Source organism: Salinivibrio sp. MA607 (assembly GCF_001996245.1).
GTDB lineage: Bacteria > Pseudomonadota > Gammaproteobacteria > Enterobacterales > Vibrionaceae > Salinivibrio > Salinivibrio costicola.
The window spans coordinates 1-20,415 of sequence record NZ_MUFJ01000008.1 but is presented as its reverse complement, the minus strand read 5'-3'; the positions used below and the strand labels follow the sequence as shown (position 1 = coordinate 20,415).

Genomic DNA, 20,415 nt, shown 5'->3' with positions numbered 1-20,415 from the left:
GGTCGTGGCATCGAGGGAGTAGGGGATGGTTCAAGGTCAATAAAAGCGTATGACTAGCAATGACCATACACGTCAATTTGACGCATGTTTATAGCCAAAGTTAAGCGTGCAATTGCATGCTTTTGCATAGCTAAGCAGGGTTTTAAGGGTTGGATTACCTTTCCCTTTTTCAAGTCGAGAAATGTTGCCTTCTTTCGTCCCCATACGTTCTGCAACCTGCTGTTGAGTTAGCCCGGCCTGCTTACGCATGCTGAGTAACATATCGATCAATTCAAACTCAGGCGCCAATTCATCGTATGCTTGTTTCACGTCTGGGTTTTGTAGTGCTTTCGCTTTTAATGCTTGTAAGCTATTCACTTTTCACCTCTTTCATACGCCTTGTTGCCAATGCTAAGTCTTTCATTGGTGTCTTTTGACTTTTCTTCACAAATGCATGAAGGATATAGATGTTGGGGCCGTCTAAATAGCAGAATAGACTTCGTCCGATCCCTTCTTTTGCTTTGGCGCGAACTTCAAACAGGCCGTTACCTATTGATTTTGTGTGAGGAGGACCCAAGTTTGCGCCATGTTTTTCTATTAGTTCAAGCAGCTTGAGCATTCGCGCTTGAATCTTAGGAGGCATGTTGAGAATGCTCTCCTCCACGCCTTGGTAAAAAACGATGCTCCAGTTCATCTTTTACTTCTTGTTATCATATATGATAAGTTTCTGTGGGTCAAAATCCACTCATCATACCGAGTAATCTCGAGTAATCTTGGGCGATTAGTGTTATCTGATTCGCATAACAATCATACAGACAGCAGACTGCGATCTTTCTTGTTTACTGCCGCACAGGTAGCGTCGATGACACAAGCCCCAGCACGGTGTTGGATATGTGCACATTGCCAGCGGGCGCCTGTCACGATCGAGGTTAATTGTTGGTTCCGATGTCAGATGGCGCCAGTTGCACTGCGCGCGGCGCAAATCACACCAAGCTTGTACGATCGAGCTGGCGCTTATGCCGAGTTACGTATAGGCGGCATAGAAAGGGAAAGTGATCTCGTTGGGTTTCGGATTTTCATTCACTGTCACTAACGTCGATTTGGCGGTTCACCAATGATCTTTAAATCCGCTTTTTTTCGCTTTTTCATCGTCGCGTAGAAATTCTCGTGCGAGCTGATATTAAGCAGGTAGAGCTCGAGTTTGTTTTCAACCCAAGCGTAGCCAAGCAACACCTCTTGCCTATCGAGCTTGAACTTGTGCACCCAAAGATAAGAGAGATCGCCTTTTTTCTGGCTGCCGAGTGTGGGCTCTTCAATGATTCTATCTATCTGGTCCTCGACCACTTCACATTGCGCGTCGGACAGCTTGTTCATCTGCTTTTCAAAAACACGAGAGACGAAAACATCAATCTGATTGTCGTGGGGTCCGTCGCTCATAACGTTTTACCTTACCAAGTTTGACTTCTTCAGATGCAATCAGGGCTTCTTGCATAAAGCTATAGGGTAAATCAGGGTTCTCAGTCATGATTTTCCCAATTTTTGCCCAATACTCAATTTGCTTGGGCACAGAGCGCATTTCAGCTTCTGCATGCACTTTTACATCTGACACAAACTCATCATCTAACCGTACACTGGTTGGCATGATTCATTACCTCGCTTATATGTCTGTACAAGTCATTGTGCGACAAAATGTCGCGCCTTGCAATTTGTTTAAGGCTGCGTTCCTGGCGTAATGCGCCAGTTGCACTGCGCACGGCTTATATCGTGATAATTCTTGATCATGGGCAGGGGTATGCGGCCGGGGTGTTACCGACCGCATAAGCTATACCAGCGAGCCTAGTTCAGCGCGTTGATGATGACGATTTCTCGTTCAAGGTTTTCTTTCTCTGTGCCTGTTGCCGTAGCGAGTTTTGCTTCACGAACGGCCAGTGCTTCGGCTTTTTCTTCTTTGGTGTTAAAACGTAAGCCTTTTACGTTGATCGCAGCAACGTTGGTATAACGCCCGTCGTCGCTACTTGGTACATCAATTTGCTTGCTGTTGACCAAATCTTTAATGATATTGCGTGTGTTAGTGTCAATATCTAGACCTTTTAACTGCCAGCGAGCCATAGGTTTGCCGGTATAAACGCCACCTTTTTCCTCTGTTAGATAGCGAATAGTCATATTTCTGATGGTACCTTCTTCTTCACCATAAGCTTGTTCTGAGTCGAACAGCACCGGAAAATCTTTTCCTTCTAACGCGCCACCTGATTTGGTCAGGTGCCCCATTCGATAACTATTCATCCCGAGGTTTATCTCGGTTGTATCGGTAATTGGCTGTCCATCAGCAAAGGCTAAATCTGTTATGCGTTTTCCTGCCGGTTGAGTAAGATCAATGGTATAGGTGACTCCCGCAAAAAAGTCATTGGTTGAGTATTTCGATGCGCGACGTTCAGGGTTAAAGCTATAGGTGACATCACCCGGTTTGACTGAGTTGAAATAGTCAGCGGACCATTCCATATATTTGCGTAGATCTGCCCCGGTCATTTGATAGACAGTAATTTCGCCGCCAGCATATTGATAGTTATAGGCGATATCTTTTGCTTTAATCGGACCGACGTTTAGCTCGGCATTGTCATTATCAATTTGCAGAGCAATCACGTTGGCTTTTGGTGCATAGAAAAAACTGGCTTCTTGGAACAGTGCACTAATGCCAGTATCTTGAATGTGAACTTGCGGGATCCCTCGGATCTCATTCTGGGGGACCAAATCCACCCCTCTTAATTCCGCGACTTCGCGGTTTGCCATCGCACGAAGGCGTTGGTGGTAAGGCTGGTACAAGGTTTCCATTTCTGGATCTGACGCTGTGCCTTTAATTTTATAAGTAAAACTATCTTTGTTAACCAATGTGTATTGACCGTTTTTTTCCTCAAACGAGAGATCAATACGAGATAGAGCACGACCGTATTTATCCGGCTCAGTCACGATCACACCATTAACAACTGCTTTATCAATGCGAGTATGCATATGGCCGGCGACAATCGCATCAAGTTCTGGATTGGCATTGGCAATATCTGTGACCCCGGTATTCGCAATGTCGTTTTCATTATCCAGGCCCATGTGGGCGACTAAGATAAGAGCGTCGACATCATTTTTGAGTGTCTCGACCACTTTTTTAACTTCCAGTGAAGGGTTGGTAAAGGTCACGCCTTCGAGTCGCCCGGTGCCTTCGGCAAAGACTTGTGTCATCGGTGTATCCATACCAATTACACCCACTTTGATGCCATTTCGCTCGATGATGGTATGAGCGGGTAAAAAAGGGTTGCCGTCAGGTCGTTTAATATTGCCGCCGAGTGATTGTCCCTCAAATTGATCGAGCGAGCGCTGCAAAACATCCAAGCCAAAATCAAACTCGTGGTTACCCATGACCCATACATCATAATCCATTTGGTTAAAACCAAGCATCATTGGGCTTGTCTCTTCATCCTTAAACGTCTCGACAAAGTTACCTTGAATGGTGTCACCCGCATCGACCATGATGACATTTTTGTTGGTGCTACGAATATCCGCTACCTTGGTCGCGATCTGGCTCAAACTGCCACGCATATTGAGTTTGTCTGCCGCGTAATCCCATGGCATGAAATGGCCATGTAAATCTGATGTGCCAAGGATAGTGACATTATGCATATCCCCATCAGCGGCAAGAGTGGGGAACGAGAGTGAGAGCATGATCAGACTAGCGAGTGCGTTTTTTTTCATCAGAGGGTACCTGTTTAAAAAGTTAGGCGAACCTTAAGGGAAATGAGCACTACATAGAGTGACTAACTTCATGCTTTTTGATTGTTAATATCAGTAGATTACATTTTTATGAGATGTTGCACTCTTTCAACAATGTCAGGGATAGAACAAGGCCTGTGACAACGAAGATCATGCTTTAATTTTATATTAATCAGATGCTTGAGGTTTTTTTGTCTTTTTCTTTTATTTTTCAAAGTCGATGAAATGATTCTGTCCTACGCTGAAATTGAACAATTTTAAGTAGATATAAATGTGATAGAGGCGGTAGGAATGGGTATGAACATCAATAACACCATGAAATTAGTGTTTTTTATTATTGGTGCAGGCATTGTGGTGAGTTTTTTTACGATCATTCAGCTTAATGGCTTGATGAATAAAGTCGATGAAATGGCTCAGGTGCGATATGAATCGTATCAAACGGCCGATGAATTAAGACAAAGCTCTGATGACTTAACGCGTCTGGGTAGAACTTACACAGTTACCGGCAATGAAAAGTATGAAAAAATGTATAACGATATTCTAGCCATTCGTAACGGTGAGAAACCTCGGCCTGTTAACTATCATACGATCTACTGGGACTTAGTGTTAGAACATGGTCAAAAACCTAAACCAGATGGCCAAGCTATTTCGTTAAATCAACGGATGAGAGATTTAGGCTTTACCGAGAAAGAGTTTGATTTACTCAAAAAGGCTCAGGCCAATTCTGATGGGCTGGTGAATATGGAAGTCAAAGCCATGAACGCGGTTAAAGGACTATATCCGGACAGCAGCGGTAATTATACTGTTCGAGGAGAGCCCGACAAACAAATGGCGATTGAGCTATTGCATAGCTCGCAGTATCACCAAGAAAAAGCAAAAATCATGAAACCCATCGAAAGCTTTTTTATTGCGTTGGAACAGCGAACGGATACACAGTTTAACGAGGCAGCATCTAGTGTCAAAAAAACGGTGCTCATCGGCAATATCTCGTTAGCAGTGGTGATCGTAATTGCGATTTTGGGATACATCATCACGAAACGAACGGTTGTTAATCCAATCGATAAGATGGCATCCACGCTAAAAAAAGTAGATGATAATTCAGATCTTACGTTGCGAGTCGACGATAGTAAAAAGAATGAAATTGGAACCATTGGTAATACTGTTAATAAAGTTATCGGGAGTTACTCATCGACGATTAATAAAATTAATGACGTTAATCATATGATCGCTCAGATTACGGATAGTTTGGTCGATATTACCAGTAAAAATGCCAAAATATCTAACCAGCAAAACCAAGAGCTCGAGATGGGTGCCACGGCCATGGAAGAAATGACCTCCGCCCTTGCCACGGTAGCGGAGAACACCTCCATGGCAGAARAGTACGCAGGTAGTACCGAGAAAGAAACCACCACCAGTAAAGATGTGTTCGATAAAACCATGGTCGAGTTTGGCAGTTTAGAAACTGAATTCAAAAAGACATCGGAGGTGATCCAAGAGCTTGCCGATGAATCCACTAATGTAGGTAATGTACTTGATGTGATTAAAGGCATTGCAGAGCAAACCAACCTCTTAGCGCTAAACGCAGCCATCGAAGCGGCGCGTGCAGGCGATCAAGGTCGTGGGTTTGCGGTTGTGGCCGACGAGGTGAGATCTTTAGCGCAACGGACACAAAAATCTGCTGGAGAGATTGAAGAAATGATCGGTGGTTTGCAAGGTAAGGCGGAACAATCAACACAGACTATTCGTGTTAACGCAGATAAGATTGCATCGACACGTGACAATATGACCACCGCAAACGAATCGCTTGGCACGATCAAAGAATCTGCGATAGAAATCCATCGACTGAATTCATCGATTGCATCGGCCACGGAAGAACAGCTTTCTGTCAGTGATGAAATCTCGAGCAATTTATCAAACATAAAAACCTTATCAAGCGATATGCATGAAGCGATTGATCAACTGGGCCCGATTGTGTCTGATTTAAAAGATAACGTTAACGCATTGAACGGTGCTATTCAGGATATTCGTACCTAATTGACAGGCGATGACTGTTAACCGGATTGCTCGAGTGAGCAATCCGGTTTTGTCCAAACGCTCATACGTTCTCTCATTGCAATGAGATCTACCGACAAACACTGACACACTCGTACATTCTCACGACAGCCTTTTTTCTACTTGGTGATTATAGTCAGCCTTCTTTAACGCGTTTTATGCGACACAATGAACTGGGTTTGGCTGTGATGAATATCCGTAAACAACACCTTACTAGCCTTGTGAACTGGGCTGACAAAATTTACCCGAACAGCAAAGGATGGCGAGTGGTGAGCAAGAACTGGCGCTTTTATGCGTTGGGCTTTGCATTTTCGAATATTATGGAGCGAATGGTTGGGGTGTTTGACGAGCCGCATTTGGAACCTGTATTAGCTGACTATCCAGAAGTGATCACCAAACCGCTCAAACCGTATCTGAATGTGTCGCTAACCATGCTGGAGCGGGTTGAAATGTTGCATGACCATTATCGTTTTATGGCGAATACCTTTGGTCCTCATTGCAGCACTATTTTCTCTGTCACGGGGCTGCTGCTTGCCAGCTTTACCGCCAATAATGGCCGCAGCTATGGCGTGCGTTTCTATCGTGGTGCGATTCGCGAAGGAGCATTGGGTCTGTCGTTGTATGACGTGGAGAGCAAGCAAGGCGTGTATAGTATTTCGTTCCACTTTAACCGTGGTGGGCGTGATCTGTATATTGGTGCGCTGCAAGGCCCAAGCGACAGTGTGCCCGAACGCCAGCAGATCATTAAAATATTAACGAAAACCGCTCACGGCTTGCGCACAAAAGCCTTGATGTTAGAGTTAGTGCTGATGCTAGGACGGATCATGGGAGCCGAGCGCTGTTATGCGGTGTCTAATAAAGGCCATATTTATAAAGCGATTCGTTATGTCACCTCCAAGCGAAATGTCGTTACCTTTGATTATGATGCGCTCTGGCGTGAATATGATGGCACACCACAAGATCGGTACTTTTTTACTTTAGCGATGCAGCCGTTGCGTAAAGATGTCACTCAATTGAGCAGCAGTAAACGACGCTTGTATACTAAACGTTATGCTTGGCTTCATGCCTTGGAGCAAAATATGAGCTTTACGTTGAACGGACTCACAGAAACTCGCACAGAAATGGATCAAGTTGCCTGATCAGCAAACCAAAACTGGCCTCAAATGAGGCCAGTTTTGCTCGTATTAAACCTTTGAATGTGCGAGTGTTATACGATACGTCGCCGAAAGATGCGATGGCCAACTGCATTGAATAATGCGCCTGCCACAATTAACCCACCACCGAGATAGGTCCAAATTGAGGGCACTTCATTAAAGATCCATACCCCAAGCAAGGTTGAGAACACAATTTGTATATAGGCATAAGCAGACGCTTCACCGGCTTGTTGGGTTTGCATGGCTTTGGTGAGTCCATACTGGCCAACCTGGGTAAATACACCGACTAAAACCAATAGCAATGTGAGCGATAAACTTGGCATCACGAACTGTGGCCACATCAGCACGGTCGCGACGGGTAGGGCAACCATGGGAAAGTACAAAATAATTACCGAGCTGTCTTCGGTGCGGCTGAGTTTACGCACAATCACATAAGCCATTGAGCTGCCTAATGCCCCCAGAAGCGCAATAATCACGCTAAACGTGGGCAAGGCCTCCGCAATATTACCGTTAAGGTTAGGTTGCACCATCACGTAAAGCCCGATTAAACAAAGCGCAATACACACCAACGTGGCGCCTTGTAATCGCTCTTTGAGTAACACCAACCCAAGCACAGCAGTAAACACCGGGTGAGTGTATTGCAAAACAGTGGCTTCGGCTAAGGGTAAAGTCGTGACCGCATAATACACACACATCAGCGCGGCTGTACCGAGTACACCACGCAGCAACAGGAGTTGCTTATTGTTACCCCATACCGACAGGCCTTTACGTTTCACATCGGTGTAGCTGATGATGAGCGACACCAGTGCTCGGGCGGCGACAATCTCAAATACCGGGATACCATTGACAGCCACGTATTTCACACAGGCGGACATCAAGGCAAAGCCAAGCGCAGACAGAAGCATAAAGCGGATCCCAACTGGGATCGCAGAGAAAGAGAAGGCAGGCATAATCATACAAACTTAAACAACAGGGCGACTATGATAACGCGTCTCGGTGCGCTTTGCTTGATGATTCGATAAATAAACGCGCGTCAGCGATTGCCGCGCGTTGTCGTTGTTTAAACTGCCGAGGCATGCGGCGACGGAGTAATTTAATCGGTGTTTAAGTCGCGTCGCGCTATGGCCAAAGTTGGGTTAGCGAGCTTAGCAATCCATCGCTCGCGCCTTGCTGGCCCAAATAGTCGAGCACAACCGGAACAAACTGCTTTAACGTGGCTGCGTCGATACCAAGTTTTTCTGCTGCACGATACACATCACCCATTGAACCGATGCCACCCGCACTCGCATTGTCTCCGAGTAATGACGAAAGCGACGATAAATCAGGGCGTAAACTTGCAAGCTCTTGTTGATCGCTGCCGGTGAGGCCATTCGCTGCCATGGCGAGTAAGGCCCCGGCGCCACCTGTTGCTTGAGCTGGGCTCACATCCACTTGTTCAGTGATCGATTTAACGAGCGGAGATTGGCTTACCTCATCACCGGCAAATTGGGTTGCCATTTGCGTCATCACATCAGTGGTTTTATCGCCCTGGCCGAAAAGGGCATAGCTCGGAGTGGTAAGAAGAAGACTGGAAAGCGTTAACAGTGTGGCCGCGTATTTCATGATCCCTCGCTCGTTATAAAGAATAAGCACGTTACTCTAGGTATAGCGGGACTTGCCGCTGAATGGAAGCCAATCAGCGGCAAATTCAGGCTCAGTCTTATGATCAAGCCACCGCACGTACTTTTTCTAAGTGGGCGAGGTATTCATCGTAACTGCCGTTAAAGTGGATCAATTGCTGGTCTTTGATCTCAATAATGTCAGTGGCCAGTGACGACACAAATTCACGGTCGTGGCTGACAAAAATCAAAGTGCCTGGGAATTGCTCTAGGCCTTTATTGAGTGATTCGATGGCTTCCATATCCATGTGGTTGGTGGGCTCGTCCATCACAATCACATTGATATCTTGCATCATCAGCTTGCCGAACATCAGGCGGTTTTTCTCGCCCCCTGAGCAGCTTTTCGCTTTTTTGTTCACATCATCTGCTGAGAACAACAAGCGACCCAAAATGCCACGAACAATCAAATCATCATGCTTGGCCGTACGCCATTGCGACATCCACTCAAACACGGTGAGATCGTTATCAAACTCGGCACTGTTATCTTGCGCACAGTAACCAATGGATGCGTTTTCTGACCATTTAATTGTGCCTTCGCTTTGCGCAAGCTCGCCCACTAAACAACGCAACAGGGTGGTTTTACCCACACCATTTTCGCCAATGATCGCCAGGCGCGAGCCCGCTTCAAGCAAAAAGTGACCGTTTTTAAATAAAGCTGTCTCGTCAAAGGTATGGCCAACCTCGCGTAATTCGACCGCTTGACGGTGGAGTTTTTTGCTTTCGGTAAATTGAATGTAAGGGTGCACACGGCTAGACGCTTTGACTTCATCAAGCTGGATCTTTTCCATGCGTTTGGCGCGTGAACTGGCTTGCTTAGCTTTAGAGGCATTGGCACCAAAGCGATTCACGAAGTCTTGCAGCTCACTAAGCTCCGCTTCTTTTTTGGCGTTGCTCGACAACAGTTGCTCGCGTGCCAAGCTAGATGCGGCGACAAAGTCATCGTAGTTGCCTGGATATACACGTAGCTCGCCAAAGTCGATATCGGCCATGTGGGTGCACGTGGCGTTCAAGAAGTGACGATCGTGAGAAATGATAATCATGGTGCACTGGCGCTGTTGCAGCTCACCGGCTAACCAGTTGATGGTATGAATATCCAAGTTGTTGGTCGGCTCATCCAACAGCAAAATATCAGGATTCGCAAACAAAGCTTGGGCAAGCAGCACCCGTAATTTCCAACCCGGTGCCACTTGCGACATCAGGCCAAAGTGCAGCTCTTCTTCAATCCCCGCTTGCAGCAGAATATCGCCAGCACGGCTCTCGGCGGTATAACCGTCCATTTCCGCGAACTGGCTTTCTAGCTCTGCGACGGCCATGCCATCTTCTTCGCTCATTTCCGGCAAAGAATAAATGCGCTCACGCTCTTGTTTGATTTCCCACAGCTTGCGATCGCCCATCATCACCGCATCAATCACTGAGTATTGCTCATAGGCAAATTGATCTTGGCTAAGCTCGCCCAAGGTTTGTCCTGGCGTGATGGACACATTGCCTGCGGTAGGCGTGAGCGCGCCACTCATGATTTTCATCAAGGTGGATTTGCCACAGCCGTTGGCTCCGATCAATCCGTAGCGGTTACCGTTACCAAATTTGGCAGAGATGTTTTCGAATAGCGGCTCGGCACCAAACTGCATGGTGATATTGGCGATTGAAATCAAAAGACGTTCCTAGCGAATGTGCTCAACCAGGGCGTGTAGTCATGCCAACAAAGCATCTGACTCACGGCCAAGCGAGAGGGTGTAAAGATAAATATGGCTGAGCGCGCATTGTACAGAAGTGTGATGGAATTAACAGATTAATGGTGAAGAATCACAAGGCGATGCTGGTTATCACCTTGTGATGTCTATGGTGTTAGGCCTTGCGAGTGAGCATACGTGTATCCGCTTGACGAATTAACTGATCCAACGCGGTTTTACTGCTGGTTAACTGAGGGGCATTATCCGCACGCATGTCGCTCACACCAAAACTAAAGCTCAAATAATGCGGGCGTTGATCAATCAGGAGTGGTGAATGAGCCAGTTGCATTACCAGTGACTGGGCCCAATCAGTGGCAGCCGCGTGTGTGGTGTTGGGCAATAGCACCGCAAACTCATCCCCGCCAAAGCGCGCCGCGATCCCCTCGTGCGTATTATCGGCGAGCAGTGTAGCAAGGTGACAAATAGCCTGGTCACCCACCAGGTGGCCGTATTGATCATTCACCGCCTTCAACTTATTCATATCGATAAACACCAGTGCCAACTGGTGGCATTGAGGTTGGCTTAGCAGTGTATTGAAGCTGGTTTCGAGATGATACCGGTTGGCAAGGCCTGTCATGTCATCGGTATTGAGCTTTTGTACCAAATGCCCCAACTGATCGACCAAGCGCTGGTTTTCGGTTTCTAACGCGGCAATTAATTGTTCACACTGACCCACCTGATAACGCAGTTGTTTAATGGTTTTGGTGTCATCGTTTATCAGCGTTTTGACTTGTTCTAGCACATCGTTCATGACTATATTCCTTTACGCACCCTAACCAGGTATGACGCCACTTTATCGGTACGGTGCGACAGAATGTGTCTGATTAAATCGGTTTAACTGATTGTTTTATATGCGACGCATTTTGCCTTTTTGTGATGGTAGGCTCAGTTATGAAATGGAACCGCGATCGCGGCTTGTTTGTGAAAATAGGCAGGTAAATAATAGTGGAAACATCATTAGACAGCGAAACATTTATGACAACCCGTCCGCCTAAAAGTGACTCGCTAAGGCTCGCATTCTTGTTGTTGCGCCACCTTTCACACCGGATCAAACAAACCGCAGGCGATCTACAAAAAGCCGTTGCAAGCGATGGGATAGAACGCAATATCCGTACCATTCAACGTAACTTAGAGATGCTTTGCGAGGAAGGGTTTGCCGAGTGTGATGATGCTAGCAAGCCTTATGGGTATCGGTTATCGCGCTATGCCCCAGAGCTGAGCAACGGCAAGTTATCCACGCAAGAGGCGTTATTGTTGTCGCTGGCTGAAAACTACCTCACCAACTTGTTGCCGGCTAATGTTACCGAATCACTCAGTACCATGTTTGCGGCAGCGCGCTGTGAATTGAACCCGACGGGTGATGCCGAAAAAGCGCGCGCCTGGACCAAGAAAGTGCGTGTGGTCAGCGAGACCCAGCCGTTGCTCCCCCCCAAGATGAGTGACGAGGTTTTTAAAAATGTTACTGACGCACTCTACAACGACTATCCGCTAATCCTCGATTACTACAACGCCAAACAGCAACAAAAAACTGGCCAACGGGTTTATCCACTCGGCCTCGCGCAACAAGGCCCACGCTTATATTTAGTATGCCGGTTCGAGGGCTACGACAATGAACGCAGCATAGCGGTTCACCGCATTAACCGTGCCAATGTGTCTAAATTCCCATTTACGCCGCCACCAGATTTTGATCTGAAAAAATACGATGACGACGGCCGGTTTGGCTTTGGAGAGGGCGAGCGCTGCTTACTGACCTTTAACATTAAAAAAAGCGCCGGCCACTATTTACAAGAAACGCCACTGTCTTCCGATCAAACCATGACCGAGCACGACGATCATTATCAAGTCACCGCCACGGTCATCCGCTCGCAACAACTCACCCACTGGCTTGATGGGTTTGGGGAGTTGGTGTGGGGCAGGGAGATCAGCGAGGCAGTGCCTTCAACATATGGTGAAACCTTATTGGATGACAAACATCTTCCTGATGATAAAGGTGTATCTTCTAATAAATCGAACCTTCCGAGACCACAACTAAAATAAATACAGTAGAGGTTAAATGAGATGGATATTGATAGTTTGATGAATCGTCACTTGGCATCATCCGAAGAAGAAAAAAAAGACGAAACACCTATATCATCATTAGGTAACTCCAATTGTTACCTTAAAGACGCGGAACTAGGCTTAGAGCTATGTGCTAGCTTAGTAGCAAAACCAGAATTAAGAACTTCAAATGATAAAATATTAGATGACGTTAGATGCCTGATAAATAACGAGTTTTTATCACATACAGAACAAGGTGAAAATACCAGTGGGGCAACAGCTTATGCTCGTTTGTTAAAGTGGTTTGATTTACTAAAAGAGGCTGTATCTTTCCCTCAGCTACAACAGAGCCATACTGTGGCTGTTGGTGGTTCTTTTAGTGCAGGAAAAACACGATTTCTAAATACAGTTTTAGGTTGCCCATCGCTTTTGCCAGTAGATACAACACCTACAACATCTATCCCTACCTTCTTGTGCAAAGGCGACCAAAACCGAATAGATGCTTTGAACTTTTACGGCAAAAAAACTGAAATCAATGAAGATGCGATTAAAGCAATCTGTCATGCTTTTAATAAGAAGTATCAAGTTACGTTCAGCCATATTCTACAAATGATTGCTGTTGAAAGAAAAATCTTAAGTTACGCTAATCTTATCTTTTTGGATACGCCAGGATACAGTAAGTCTGATAATCAGCAAAAAATTGATGAAAACATCGCCCGTCAACATTTAAGAGTTTCCGACTACCTTATATGGCTTGTTGATAGTCAAAACGGAACAGTGCCTCAGCAAGATATCGAGTTTCTTCAAAGTTTGGAGTTAGACAGCCCTGTATTGGTTGTGCTTAGTAAAGCTGATAAAAAACTTGAGTCCGAAGTGAAAGGCATTATCACAAAGGCAAAAGAAGATCTTGATAATGCGGAAATTGATTACCTTGATGTTATTGGATACTCAGCGGTAGACGATAAAGAAATTTCAGAACATGGTGATCGCCTTAAAGAGTTTCTTACTCATATTAATCGAGGCAGCGAAGGCTCAACATTAAAATGGCAACTTTCAAACATATTCGATGAGTATCATCGAGAATATTTGGCAACACAACAAACGCTTAAGTTAACTATTGGTACATTAAACGAGCTAATCTTTGATGAAAAACTGACAGGTGATAAGAAGGAACACCTGACTAATTTTCATAAGAAAGTTAAAGCTCAACTAGATACCATACAACGTCATAAACAAGGCTCTGAAAAAATTCATGATCAGATAGAAGATTTGTTGAGGGACGTTTGTAAATCAAAGCAAATATTCTTATCCGATAAGCCAAGTATGACTCAACTAAAAGCGATGAGAAAGAAGTCAGGCGCAGCACAAAGCGCGACATTTAGATTTGATGCTCTTCTTCAAGGTGATCAAAGTTCTCTTTCTCATTTAGCGAACTTAGATAGTTTAGAGGGGGAGGTGACGAAGGTAAGTGTCTTAGGTTTGTCTATCAAATTGGATAAAGCCCCAAATCTAGAAATTATGGTCATGAAAAATGTGATCAATAAAACAGCACCGTCACTCAAGTTTGAGCAATTTTATGTTTCGCAAGAAGTGAAAGTGCAAATCATTAGTAGCAAAAAAGCATCAGTGTCTGTCAGTTTCGAATAATAGGTTAAACAATGAGTAAATTGGGTATTGTCTTCTCTGGGGGGGGCGGAAAAGGCGCTTATGAAGTAGGCGCTTGGAAAGCACTGCACGAGTTTGGCCTAGACAAAAATGTAGAAGCGGTTGCTGGTACGTCAGTAGGGGGCTTGAATGGCGCTTTGTTCGTACAAGGTAATGTATCAGCCGCAGAAAAGCTATGGCGTGGCATCTCTGAAGACCAAATTATGTCTTTAAATAAAGACAATCTTGCTAGAAAAGCCGCTTCCTATACGAGTATATTGTTCACACCGTCATTGGCAGCTAGAGCAGTTTTGGCTATCACGGGGTTGAGTCAATCACAGGGGTTATTTAATCAAAGTGGGCTGAAATACCTAATTGAAACAAGTGGTGCTTGTGATGACGTTAGTCGAAGTCAAATCCCGTTCCACGTTTGTGCATTGAACTCTAGTTCCCGAAAATTAGAGTACCCAGATCTAACAGATAAAACACCGACAAGTATAGTTCAGTGGCTACTGGCATCAGCAGCCATTCCTATTGTCTTTGATGGCATCGATATTGATGGAACGACTTACTTCGATGGTGGCGTATTGCCTGGTGAGTATAGCGATAACACCCCTTATAAGGTGTTGATCGAACAGCACAACTGTACTCACATCATTAATCTATATTTAGAGCGAGACCCACAGTTATCTCAGACAGAGAAACAATACCCTAATGTTCGTTTCTGGAATATCGTACCCAATAGAGAATTTGATGGGTTAATTGCACCTCTTAATTTTACTCCTGAAAATGCAGGCAAACTGATTGATGAAGGCTATGAGGATGTGAAGCGAATTTTGGAGCAGTTTAAAGAGTTTCAGGATACGGAAGAGCAGTTTGTAGCGGTTATCGATAAGCTTGCAGAAGATGCAAAAGAGTTCGATCAAAGCGTCTATCTGAATAAGCAAATAAGAAGTGGTCAGCTTGATAGCTATGAAAGCATTAAAGAAGTCACACAACAAGTTGCAAAAGAGATTGGTGTACAAGAACAAGCCTTCATTGATAGCAGCATTGATAGTTTGATCGCCGAAATGAAAGACAACTCTTCGGAGTTAATTAATGAGGCTTTTTCATCAATTACAACACTTGTATCGACTGAAGGCGCAATCAATACACAACTAGAGCAAAGCAGGTTTGGGCGTATCATCGGTAATCTGACTGGCAGTAATAATGTTCGACAGGCAGAGGTTAATCATGGTTTAAACAGAGCAATTTATGCTAACCAACGCTTGATACAAAAGCTGAATGAGAAAAACAAGCTAACAGTAGAAGTTGTTGCCTCTCTATCAAATAAAACCAACTATCTAATGAACCATGTCAATGTATTATATGGAAGCATCCAGATGGCAGAGCATCGACTCAGCCGTTCGTTAGCACTTATGAATAATGGCTTTAAAGTGTTGGAAGCAGAACTTTCTCAAAAAATATCGCATGTCTCTCAAAGAGTTGAGGTTTTAGAAAGARACCAAATCATTAATGACTGGTTTCATGTCGCTACGGCTAGAGGCTTAGGTTCCAATGCCTATCAGTCGCTACTTGACCTCACGAGTAGCTTTTATCTAACGTCTGGTCGTATTTGGGAAAATAATGAGTTAGCTCGCTATGTAAATGCAATGAAAGCTTTGAAAATTGATGAAGAGGAGCTAGTGCCCGCCTCTCTCATCTGGGAGTCTCAGGAACGTAGACTCATTGATAGTATTGATGGTCAGTATATTTTGCCTATAGCGAGCCATATGGAGAATGATTTCCCTCTGCTGAAAGGCATTCAGATGGTGGATGAGGTATCAAGTGACCGAGATATTATTGGTGAGTTAGAGGCCGAGCTTGGATTGAACCTCTTTACTCCTCGTCCTGCAAAAGAGTTAGGTTTAGAGCTTCTTCATTCCATACGTCAAAATGATCGCAGACCAGTGACACTTAATCTGACATCAGAGGAAACTCCGTTACTGCCAAATGGATCTATTGCTTCTCAAGTTCAGGCTCAGTGGTTATCAGTGATTGCAGAGTTAAAAGAAGCTAACACTCAATACTTGAGTGATGAAAGTATCAAAGAGCAGTTAGAGTTTCTTAACTCACGAATTAACAACTACACGGTGGTCATTCCGATCATCGGTAAATTCTCAGCAGGTAAGAGTTCATTACTTAATAGCTACTTAGGTAAAGACTACTTAAAGGTAAATATTGCACCAGAAACAGCAGTAGCCACCGAATTGACTTACGGTGACGTGGAGCAATTTACGGTTCATTACGTTGATGGTACTCAACCAGCGGTTTACTCGTTGAATGTGTTACAAGGCTTTCAGCCTACTGAACAAGTAGCCTATCTGACTGTAGAGCTTAATAACCAACGCCTAAAGAATAGAAGWGACATAGTGCTAGTCGACATGCCTGGCTTTGACGCTCGTAACAAAGCGCATCAGAAAGCGATAGCAACCTATCTAGAGCGTGGCGACTACTTTGTTACTCTATTCCCTGCTAATATCCCGTTTGATAACACAGTCGTAGAACGCATCGAAGAGATTTACTACGACCACAATAAAGACATTGCCTGTTTAATTTCCAAAGCGGCTCGTAAGTCTGAAGTCGAATTAGCAAAAACCATTGAACAAGTGAAGCAAACGCTCAATGAAAGAATGCAAGATGACTTTGAAGTAACAAGTATCGAAACGCAAGATAAACAGCTATATACGATAAAAGGCTTTGAAACGATCATTGATAATGCTGCAAGCCAGTTTGATATGTTGCTGAAACATCGTTATTACCCAGCACTGTCATCATTGATTGCCAGCATTGGAGAAGCTTTAAAAGCGAAAATATTTTATACCTCAAATAGTGCGGTTGAAATTGAAGATAAGATAAACGGCCTAGAGCAGAACTTTAATAAAGAAAAGCAACGCCTTGAACAGATGATAACCGAGCTTGAGTATAATCTATGCAGCGTAGGTAAAGAGCAACTTACCGCTAAAATTAGTTCTGTATTATCGAACAATACACACCGCTTAGTAAGTGCGGCTAAGAGTAATACTTTGTCTGACTCAATGGCTAGCATCGTACGACCAGTAGTACAGGTTGAGCTAGATGAACTCATTGAAAAAGAGCTAGAACGATTCGAGCGTAAGTTAGAGAGTAACGACACTGTCGATGTAAATGACATTGGAGTTCATCTAGATATTCCACCGCAAGAGAAAGAGAAATTCTCACTAAGCTCAGGAACCATTGCAGGGGCGATTAGCTTAGTTGTACTAGGTCCGATTGCTGGTCTTGTTGTTGGTATCTTAGGCGGTTTGCTTGGTAAGAAAAAAGACAACGAAGCGGATCGAGACTCGCAAATTGAGCAGAAAATTCGTGACCAAGTGATACCAGAAGCGACAAGCCAAATTATGGATACAGTAGCTGATCATCTAGCTCGTGTAGTAAGAAACTTTAGTCAGCAACTTTATATTACTTTTGAGCAGAAGAAGCAAGCGCGTAACGAGCAGCTTGTTGAACTGCAAAAACAACATAAAGAACAAGCAGACACATTTGAAGAGACGAAGAAGCAGCTAACGCAAGCGCTAGCTGCAATGTCTACCCTAAAGCAGAAAATTGATAATGGCTAGCTTAGCGCTATGGAGTTTTGTGGAAGTGCAAAGCTCCATAACTAAACAGCTTTATTCGAGGCAATTATGAGTTATATTTTAAAAACACTAAAAAACTATAATGATGAAAAATTAAAACTATCAGAGCATCCAATAGGTGACTTGGATTTAGAGTACAAAGTGACATACCTTTATGGCCTTGGGCTTATTATGGGATCTGATGAGCAGGCCGATAAATCAGAGAAAACGTTTGTAGGTACGTTACTGAGAACATTGGAACTTCCTGATGAGTTATTAGAAGAGATTGAACAAAACGTACAATCAATAGATGAAGATTTTATTGAGGAACTCACAAAGATACTGAGTGCTAATAATCTAGTGAGCACGTTTTTTTACGACGCTGTTATGATATGCCACCTAGGTGGTAGTTATGATAAGGTAAAAAAAGAGGTTATTAAGCAGATGAGCTACTTGTTAAATTTTCCAGGCGAAAATTTAGAAATAGTAGAGAAAGTGATTAACGCTATCAATTCTAGAGATAAAAACAACATTAAAACTATTGAGGGCGAAGAGTATTGGGATTGGAAGCATTTACTGGAATATGCCAGAGTTGATTATGAACCTGAAAGCGTGAAGGTTTCAAGCTATGAAAAATTTCGCATTCTTCTTGGTCGAGATGTTTTCAATGTAAATATAAAGCTGGGTAAGGGCGAGTTTTGGTTGTCAGAAGAGGATGTTGATAAATTATTTGGCGCTACAATAAATGGCGCGGGAGCAGACAAAACAAAAATATGGTTGATTGGCGAAGAGAATCCTAGTTTCGATGAAGGAGGTCCTTTCAATGAACACAGCCATGAAATGACGATTAGTAAAATTAGTTTAGAGTCAATATCTAATTGCAATGTTGTTAGCGTTCACTCTAAAATGCTAGTGCTAACATTATTTTTTAAAAGAAAATTATTCAACAACTGTAAGCTTGAAGGTGTTTCTGAAGTGGATTCAGTTCAAAGAGGCGCAGAGCAATTAGACGCTAGCATGGATGCGCTTAAAGAACTTCGTGATTTAATTTGATGAAAATTGGAGTGTTTATAATATGATGGACATATTAGATGTGATTAATGAAGCAACGAAAGAAGCAAATGCGTTTGAAAATCATGCGGCAAAGGATTTACCGCTCGAAGAGCGTTTGCTCTATTTGCAAGGTTTAGCTCTTATAATGAACGCTGATGGAGACATTCACCCAGAGGAGAAAGAATATATTCGTATTTTGATCAAATCGTTTGAAATGGACGAATCTATTATAGAAGAGTTTGTCGAGTTTGCAAGTCGGCCCGAAAAAGATACAGTTCAAGCGTTCTTCCGCACATTTAGACGCAGAACAATTTCTCAATTATTCTTGTTTGATGCACTTATGATGACTCGCCGAGATGATAGTGTCGATGAACGTGAAAAAGCTGTTGTTGACAAAGTTGCACAAGAACTCGAAGTGTTGAAGGGGACATATCAAGATATATTTGACTTGTTCTGTCATATTAAAAATAAGGATTGGGATGAGAGCTCATTATATTTTTCTAGTCATTTGTTAAATCCAGAGCACTTTAATCACTTGTTGGATTATTTTGATGTTGATATGGGCGATATTTTGGAAAGGACAAGTGATTTAAGGAAAGATAGAGTTCTTAGAATTATTAAAGAAAGATTAGTAGGTGACTTTGACCCTAACAATCCATCTTTAGATATTGACAATGAAGTTATTATTCCATTGCTGCAGTCGGGAATCAATAGAGGAGAGATAAAAGTAATATTAGAAGTTGTTGAAGTTCCAGAGTTCGGAGAGTTCTCCTTGGCTAATCTTGGTATTGGTTACAATAAAGAAACGAAAGAGTTATTTTTGAAAGAACCAAAGGTTGTAAGTGAGATAAAATTAGTTGAATATTTAGGAAGTGTACTTAACCTTAATGGATTTGACACGTATAATTTCATTTGGGGTGGAACTGAAAGTTCTGTAGTTGTTGGAGAAGTTGACCCAGAAGATCCAAGAATAATAAACCTAACTCAGCCATATCAAGAAGGTCAATTTATTATTATCGATGGTTTCTTATGGCGTTACTCTAAGGGGTCTAGATACAATATTTACGGTCAGACTGTTTTGCATTCAAGTAGCAACAATAAATTTAATAATATAGGGAGTGAGAAAGCTTATTCTCTTTGGTATGGTAAGACTGATTCTGATTCGAGAGGATCTATTCATAAAGTTAAACTTATATAGTCTTAACTTCTCAGTTAAATCTAGGCTTTCCTATCGCTATTTTTTACTGAGAAGTATAAGTCTTTTATCTGTTTTTTTTTGAAATGTGATATTGATAACGGAAGCAGGTTGCTTTGGAAAGTATATTGGAAAAAATAAAAGAAGCAGCAAAAGAAAGTAATGCTTTTTTAAACCATGCTGCAAAATTCTTACCTCTTGAAGATAGAGTGCTCTATCTTCAAGGGTTGGCTTTGGTTATGAATGCCGACGGAAGGATTCATGAAGAAGAGAAAAACTATTTGCTGATTCTAGTTAATTCTTTTGAATTAGATGAGTCACTTATTGATATCTGTGTTGATTTTGCTCAGCAGCCAGACAAAAGTACTATACAAAGTATCTTGAAATGCTTCAAGCGCAAGCCGATTGCACAACTCTTTTTGTTTGATGCTCTAATGATAAGCTACCGTGACGGGGATATGTCACAGAAAGAGAAAGAAGTTATTGATGAACTTGCTTTTCAATTTGAAGTGGCTAAAGGGG

17 protein-coding genes are annotated in these 20,415 nt (G+C 43.3%); 8 read left to right on the top strand and 9 right to left on the bottom strand.

Annotation, left to right across the window (positions count from 1 at the left end; translation table 11 throughout):
- Positions 1–72: 72 nt before the first annotated feature.
- The 5 genes from BZG81_RS05510 to BZG81_RS05490 form a co-directional block, all read right to left on the bottom strand.
- Positions 73–357 carry a helix-turn-helix domain-containing protein gene (locus BZG81_RS05510; protein ID WP_077676923.1) on the bottom strand — a complete coding sequence of 95 codons (285 nt, stop codon included), beginning with the start codon at positions 355–357 and terminating at the stop codon, positions 73–75.
- Positions 350–673, bottom strand: coding sequence for a type II toxin-antitoxin system RelE/ParE family toxin (locus tag BZG81_RS05505; RefSeq protein ID WP_077460598.1), 324 nt, complete (start codon positions 671–673; stop codon positions 350–352). Before BZG81_RS05505 ends, BZG81_RS05510 begins: the two co-directional genes overlap by 8 nt.
- Positions 674–1,068: 395 nt before the next feature.
- Positions 1,069–1,416, bottom strand: a complete 348-nt coding sequence (locus BZG81_RS05500; protein WP_077676922.1) for a type II toxin-antitoxin system RelE/ParE family toxin — start codon at positions 1,414–1,416, stop codon at positions 1,069–1,071.
- Positions 1,385–1,621, bottom strand: a complete 237-nt coding sequence (locus BZG81_RS05495; RefSeq protein ID WP_077676921.1) for a TA system antitoxin ParD family protein — start codon at positions 1,619–1,621, stop codon at positions 1,385–1,387. Before BZG81_RS05495 ends, BZG81_RS05500 begins: the two co-directional genes overlap by 32 nt.
- Before the next feature lie 194 nt (positions 1,622–1,815).
- Complete coding sequence (locus BZG81_RS05490) at positions 1,816–3,717, bottom strand: bifunctional metallophosphatase/5'-nucleotidase (protein ID WP_077676920.1); 1,902 nt, start codon at positions 3,715–3,717, stop codon at positions 1,816–1,818.
- Positions 3,718–4,032: 315 nt separating this feature from the next.
- On the opposite strand from BZG81_RS05490, the gene BZG81_RS05485 reads away from it, so the two are divergent.
- Both BZG81_RS05485 and BZG81_RS05480 read left to right on the top strand, forming a co-directional pair.
- Complete coding sequence (locus tag BZG81_RS05485) at positions 4,033–5,769, top strand: methyl-accepting chemotaxis protein (protein ID WP_077676919.1); 1,737 nt, start codon at positions 4,033–4,035, stop codon at positions 5,767–5,769.
- 176 nt (positions 5,770–5,945) lie between these two features.
- The gene (locus BZG81_RS05480; RefSeq protein WP_131826429.1) at positions 5,946–6,926 is read left to right on the top strand and encodes a VirK/YbjX family protein; all 981 of its coding nucleotides are present in this window, start codon (positions 5,946–5,948) and stop codon (positions 6,924–6,926) included.
- Positions 6,927–6,994: 68 nt separating this feature from the next.
- Here the strand turns inward: BZG81_RS05480 and BZG81_RS05475 are convergent, their stop codons facing one another.
- The 4 genes from BZG81_RS05475 to BZG81_RS05460 form a co-directional block, all read right to left on the bottom strand.
- On the bottom strand, positions 6,995–7,891 hold the full coding sequence (locus tag BZG81_RS05475) for a DMT family transporter (protein WP_025744670.1): 897 nt from the start codon (positions 7,889–7,891) through the stop codon (positions 6,995–6,997).
- Between the two features lie 169 nt (positions 7,892–8,060).
- Entirely contained in the window at positions 8,061–8,543 is a 483-nt protein-coding gene (locus BZG81_RS05470; protein WP_077460594.1) for a DUF2780 domain-containing protein, read from the bottom strand.
- Between the two features lie 103 nt (positions 8,544–8,646).
- A complete protein-coding gene (locus BZG81_RS05465; protein ID WP_021023270.1) occupies positions 8,647–10,251 on the bottom strand; it encodes an ABC-F family ATPase in 1,605 nt (534 codons plus the stop codon).
- Positions 10,252–10,444: 193 nt separating this feature from the next.
- Positions 10,445–11,080: a GGDEF domain-containing protein gene (locus tag BZG81_RS05460; protein WP_077676918.1), complete on the bottom strand. Its 636-nt coding sequence runs from the start codon at positions 11,078–11,080 to the stop codon at positions 10,445–10,447.
- Between the two features lie 224 nt (positions 11,081–11,304).
- Here BZG81_RS05460 and BZG81_RS05455 point away from each other — a divergent pair, with 224 nt between their 5' ends.
- The 6 genes from BZG81_RS05455 to BZG81_RS05430 all read left to right on the top strand — a co-directional run.
- Entirely contained in the window at positions 11,305–12,366 is a 1,062-nt protein-coding gene (locus tag BZG81_RS05455) for a helix-turn-helix transcriptional regulator (protein ID WP_077676917.1), read from the top strand.
- Positions 12,367–12,387: 21 nt separating this feature from the next.
- On the top strand, positions 12,388–14,013 hold the full coding sequence (locus tag BZG81_RS05450; protein WP_077676916.1) for a dynamin family protein: 1,626 nt from the start codon (positions 12,388–12,390) through the stop codon (positions 14,011–14,013).
- Between the two features lie 11 nt (positions 14,014–14,024).
- Positions 14,025–17,648, top strand: coding sequence for a patatin-like phospholipase family protein (locus tag BZG81_RS05445; protein ID WP_077676915.1), 3,624 nt, complete (start codon positions 14,025–14,027; stop codon positions 17,646–17,648).
- A 66-nt stretch (positions 17,649–17,714) separates the two neighbouring features.
- Complete coding sequence (locus tag BZG81_RS05440) at positions 17,715–18,698, top strand: hypothetical protein (protein WP_077676914.1); 984 nt, start codon at positions 17,715–17,717, stop codon at positions 18,696–18,698.
- A gap of 22 nt (positions 18,699–18,720) precedes the next feature.
- Positions 18,721–19,896, top strand: coding sequence for a tellurite resistance TerB family protein (locus BZG81_RS05435; protein WP_077676913.1), 1,176 nt, complete (start codon positions 18,721–18,723; stop codon positions 19,894–19,896).
- Positions 19,897–20,009: 113 nt separating this feature from the next.
- Positions 20,010–20,415, top strand: a 406-nt coding sequence (locus BZG81_RS05430; protein ID WP_131826428.1) for a tellurite resistance TerB family protein, incomplete at its 3' end; no start/stop codon positions are given.

Excerpts from the sequence above, each read along its gene's own strand:
- BZG81_RS05435 (WP_077676913.1), top strand. The coding sequence starts at position 18,721 with ATGATGGACATATTAGATGTGATTAATGAAGCAACGAAAGAAGCAAAT.
- BZG81_RS05490 (WP_077676920.1), bottom strand. The coding sequence starts at position 3,717 with ATGAAAAAAAACGCACTCGCTAGTCTGATCATGCTCTCACTCTCGTTC.
- BZG81_RS05455 (WP_077676917.1), top strand. The coding sequence starts at position 11,305 with ATGACAACCCGTCCGCCTAAAAGTGACTCGCTAAGGCTCGCATTCTTG.
- BZG81_RS05505 (WP_077460598.1), bottom strand. The coding sequence starts at position 673 with ATGAACTGGAGCATCGTTTTTTACCAAGGCGTGGAGGAGAGCATTCTC.
- BZG81_RS05475 (WP_025744670.1), bottom strand. The coding sequence starts at position 7,891 with ATGCCTGCCTTCTCTTTCTCTGCGATCCCAGTTGGGATCCGCTTTATG.
- BZG81_RS05470 (WP_077460594.1), bottom strand. The coding sequence starts at position 8,543 with ATGAAATACGCGGCCACACTGTTAACGCTTTCCAGTCTTCTTCTTACC.
- BZG81_RS05495 (WP_077676921.1), bottom strand. The coding sequence starts at position 1,621 with ATGCCAACCAGTGTACGGTTAGATGATGAGTTTGTGTCAGATGTAAAA.
- BZG81_RS05500 (WP_077676922.1), bottom strand. The coding sequence starts at position 1,416 with ATGAGCGACGGACCCCACGACAATCAGATTGATGTTTTCGTCTCTCGT.
- BZG81_RS05460 (WP_077676918.1), bottom strand. The coding sequence starts at position 11,080 with ATGAACGATGTGCTAGAACAAGTCAAAACGCTGATAAACGATGACACC.
- BZG81_RS05450 (WP_077676916.1), top strand. The coding sequence starts at position 12,388 with ATGGATATTGATAGTTTGATGAATCGTCACTTGGCATCATCCGAAGAA.
- BZG81_RS05440 (WP_077676914.1), top strand. The coding sequence starts at position 17,715 with ATGAGTTATATTTTAAAAACACTAAAAAACTATAATGATGAAAAATTA.
- BZG81_RS05480 (WP_131826429.1), top strand. The coding sequence starts at position 5,946 with ATGCGACACAATGAACTGGGTTTGGCTGTGATGAATATCCGTAAACAA.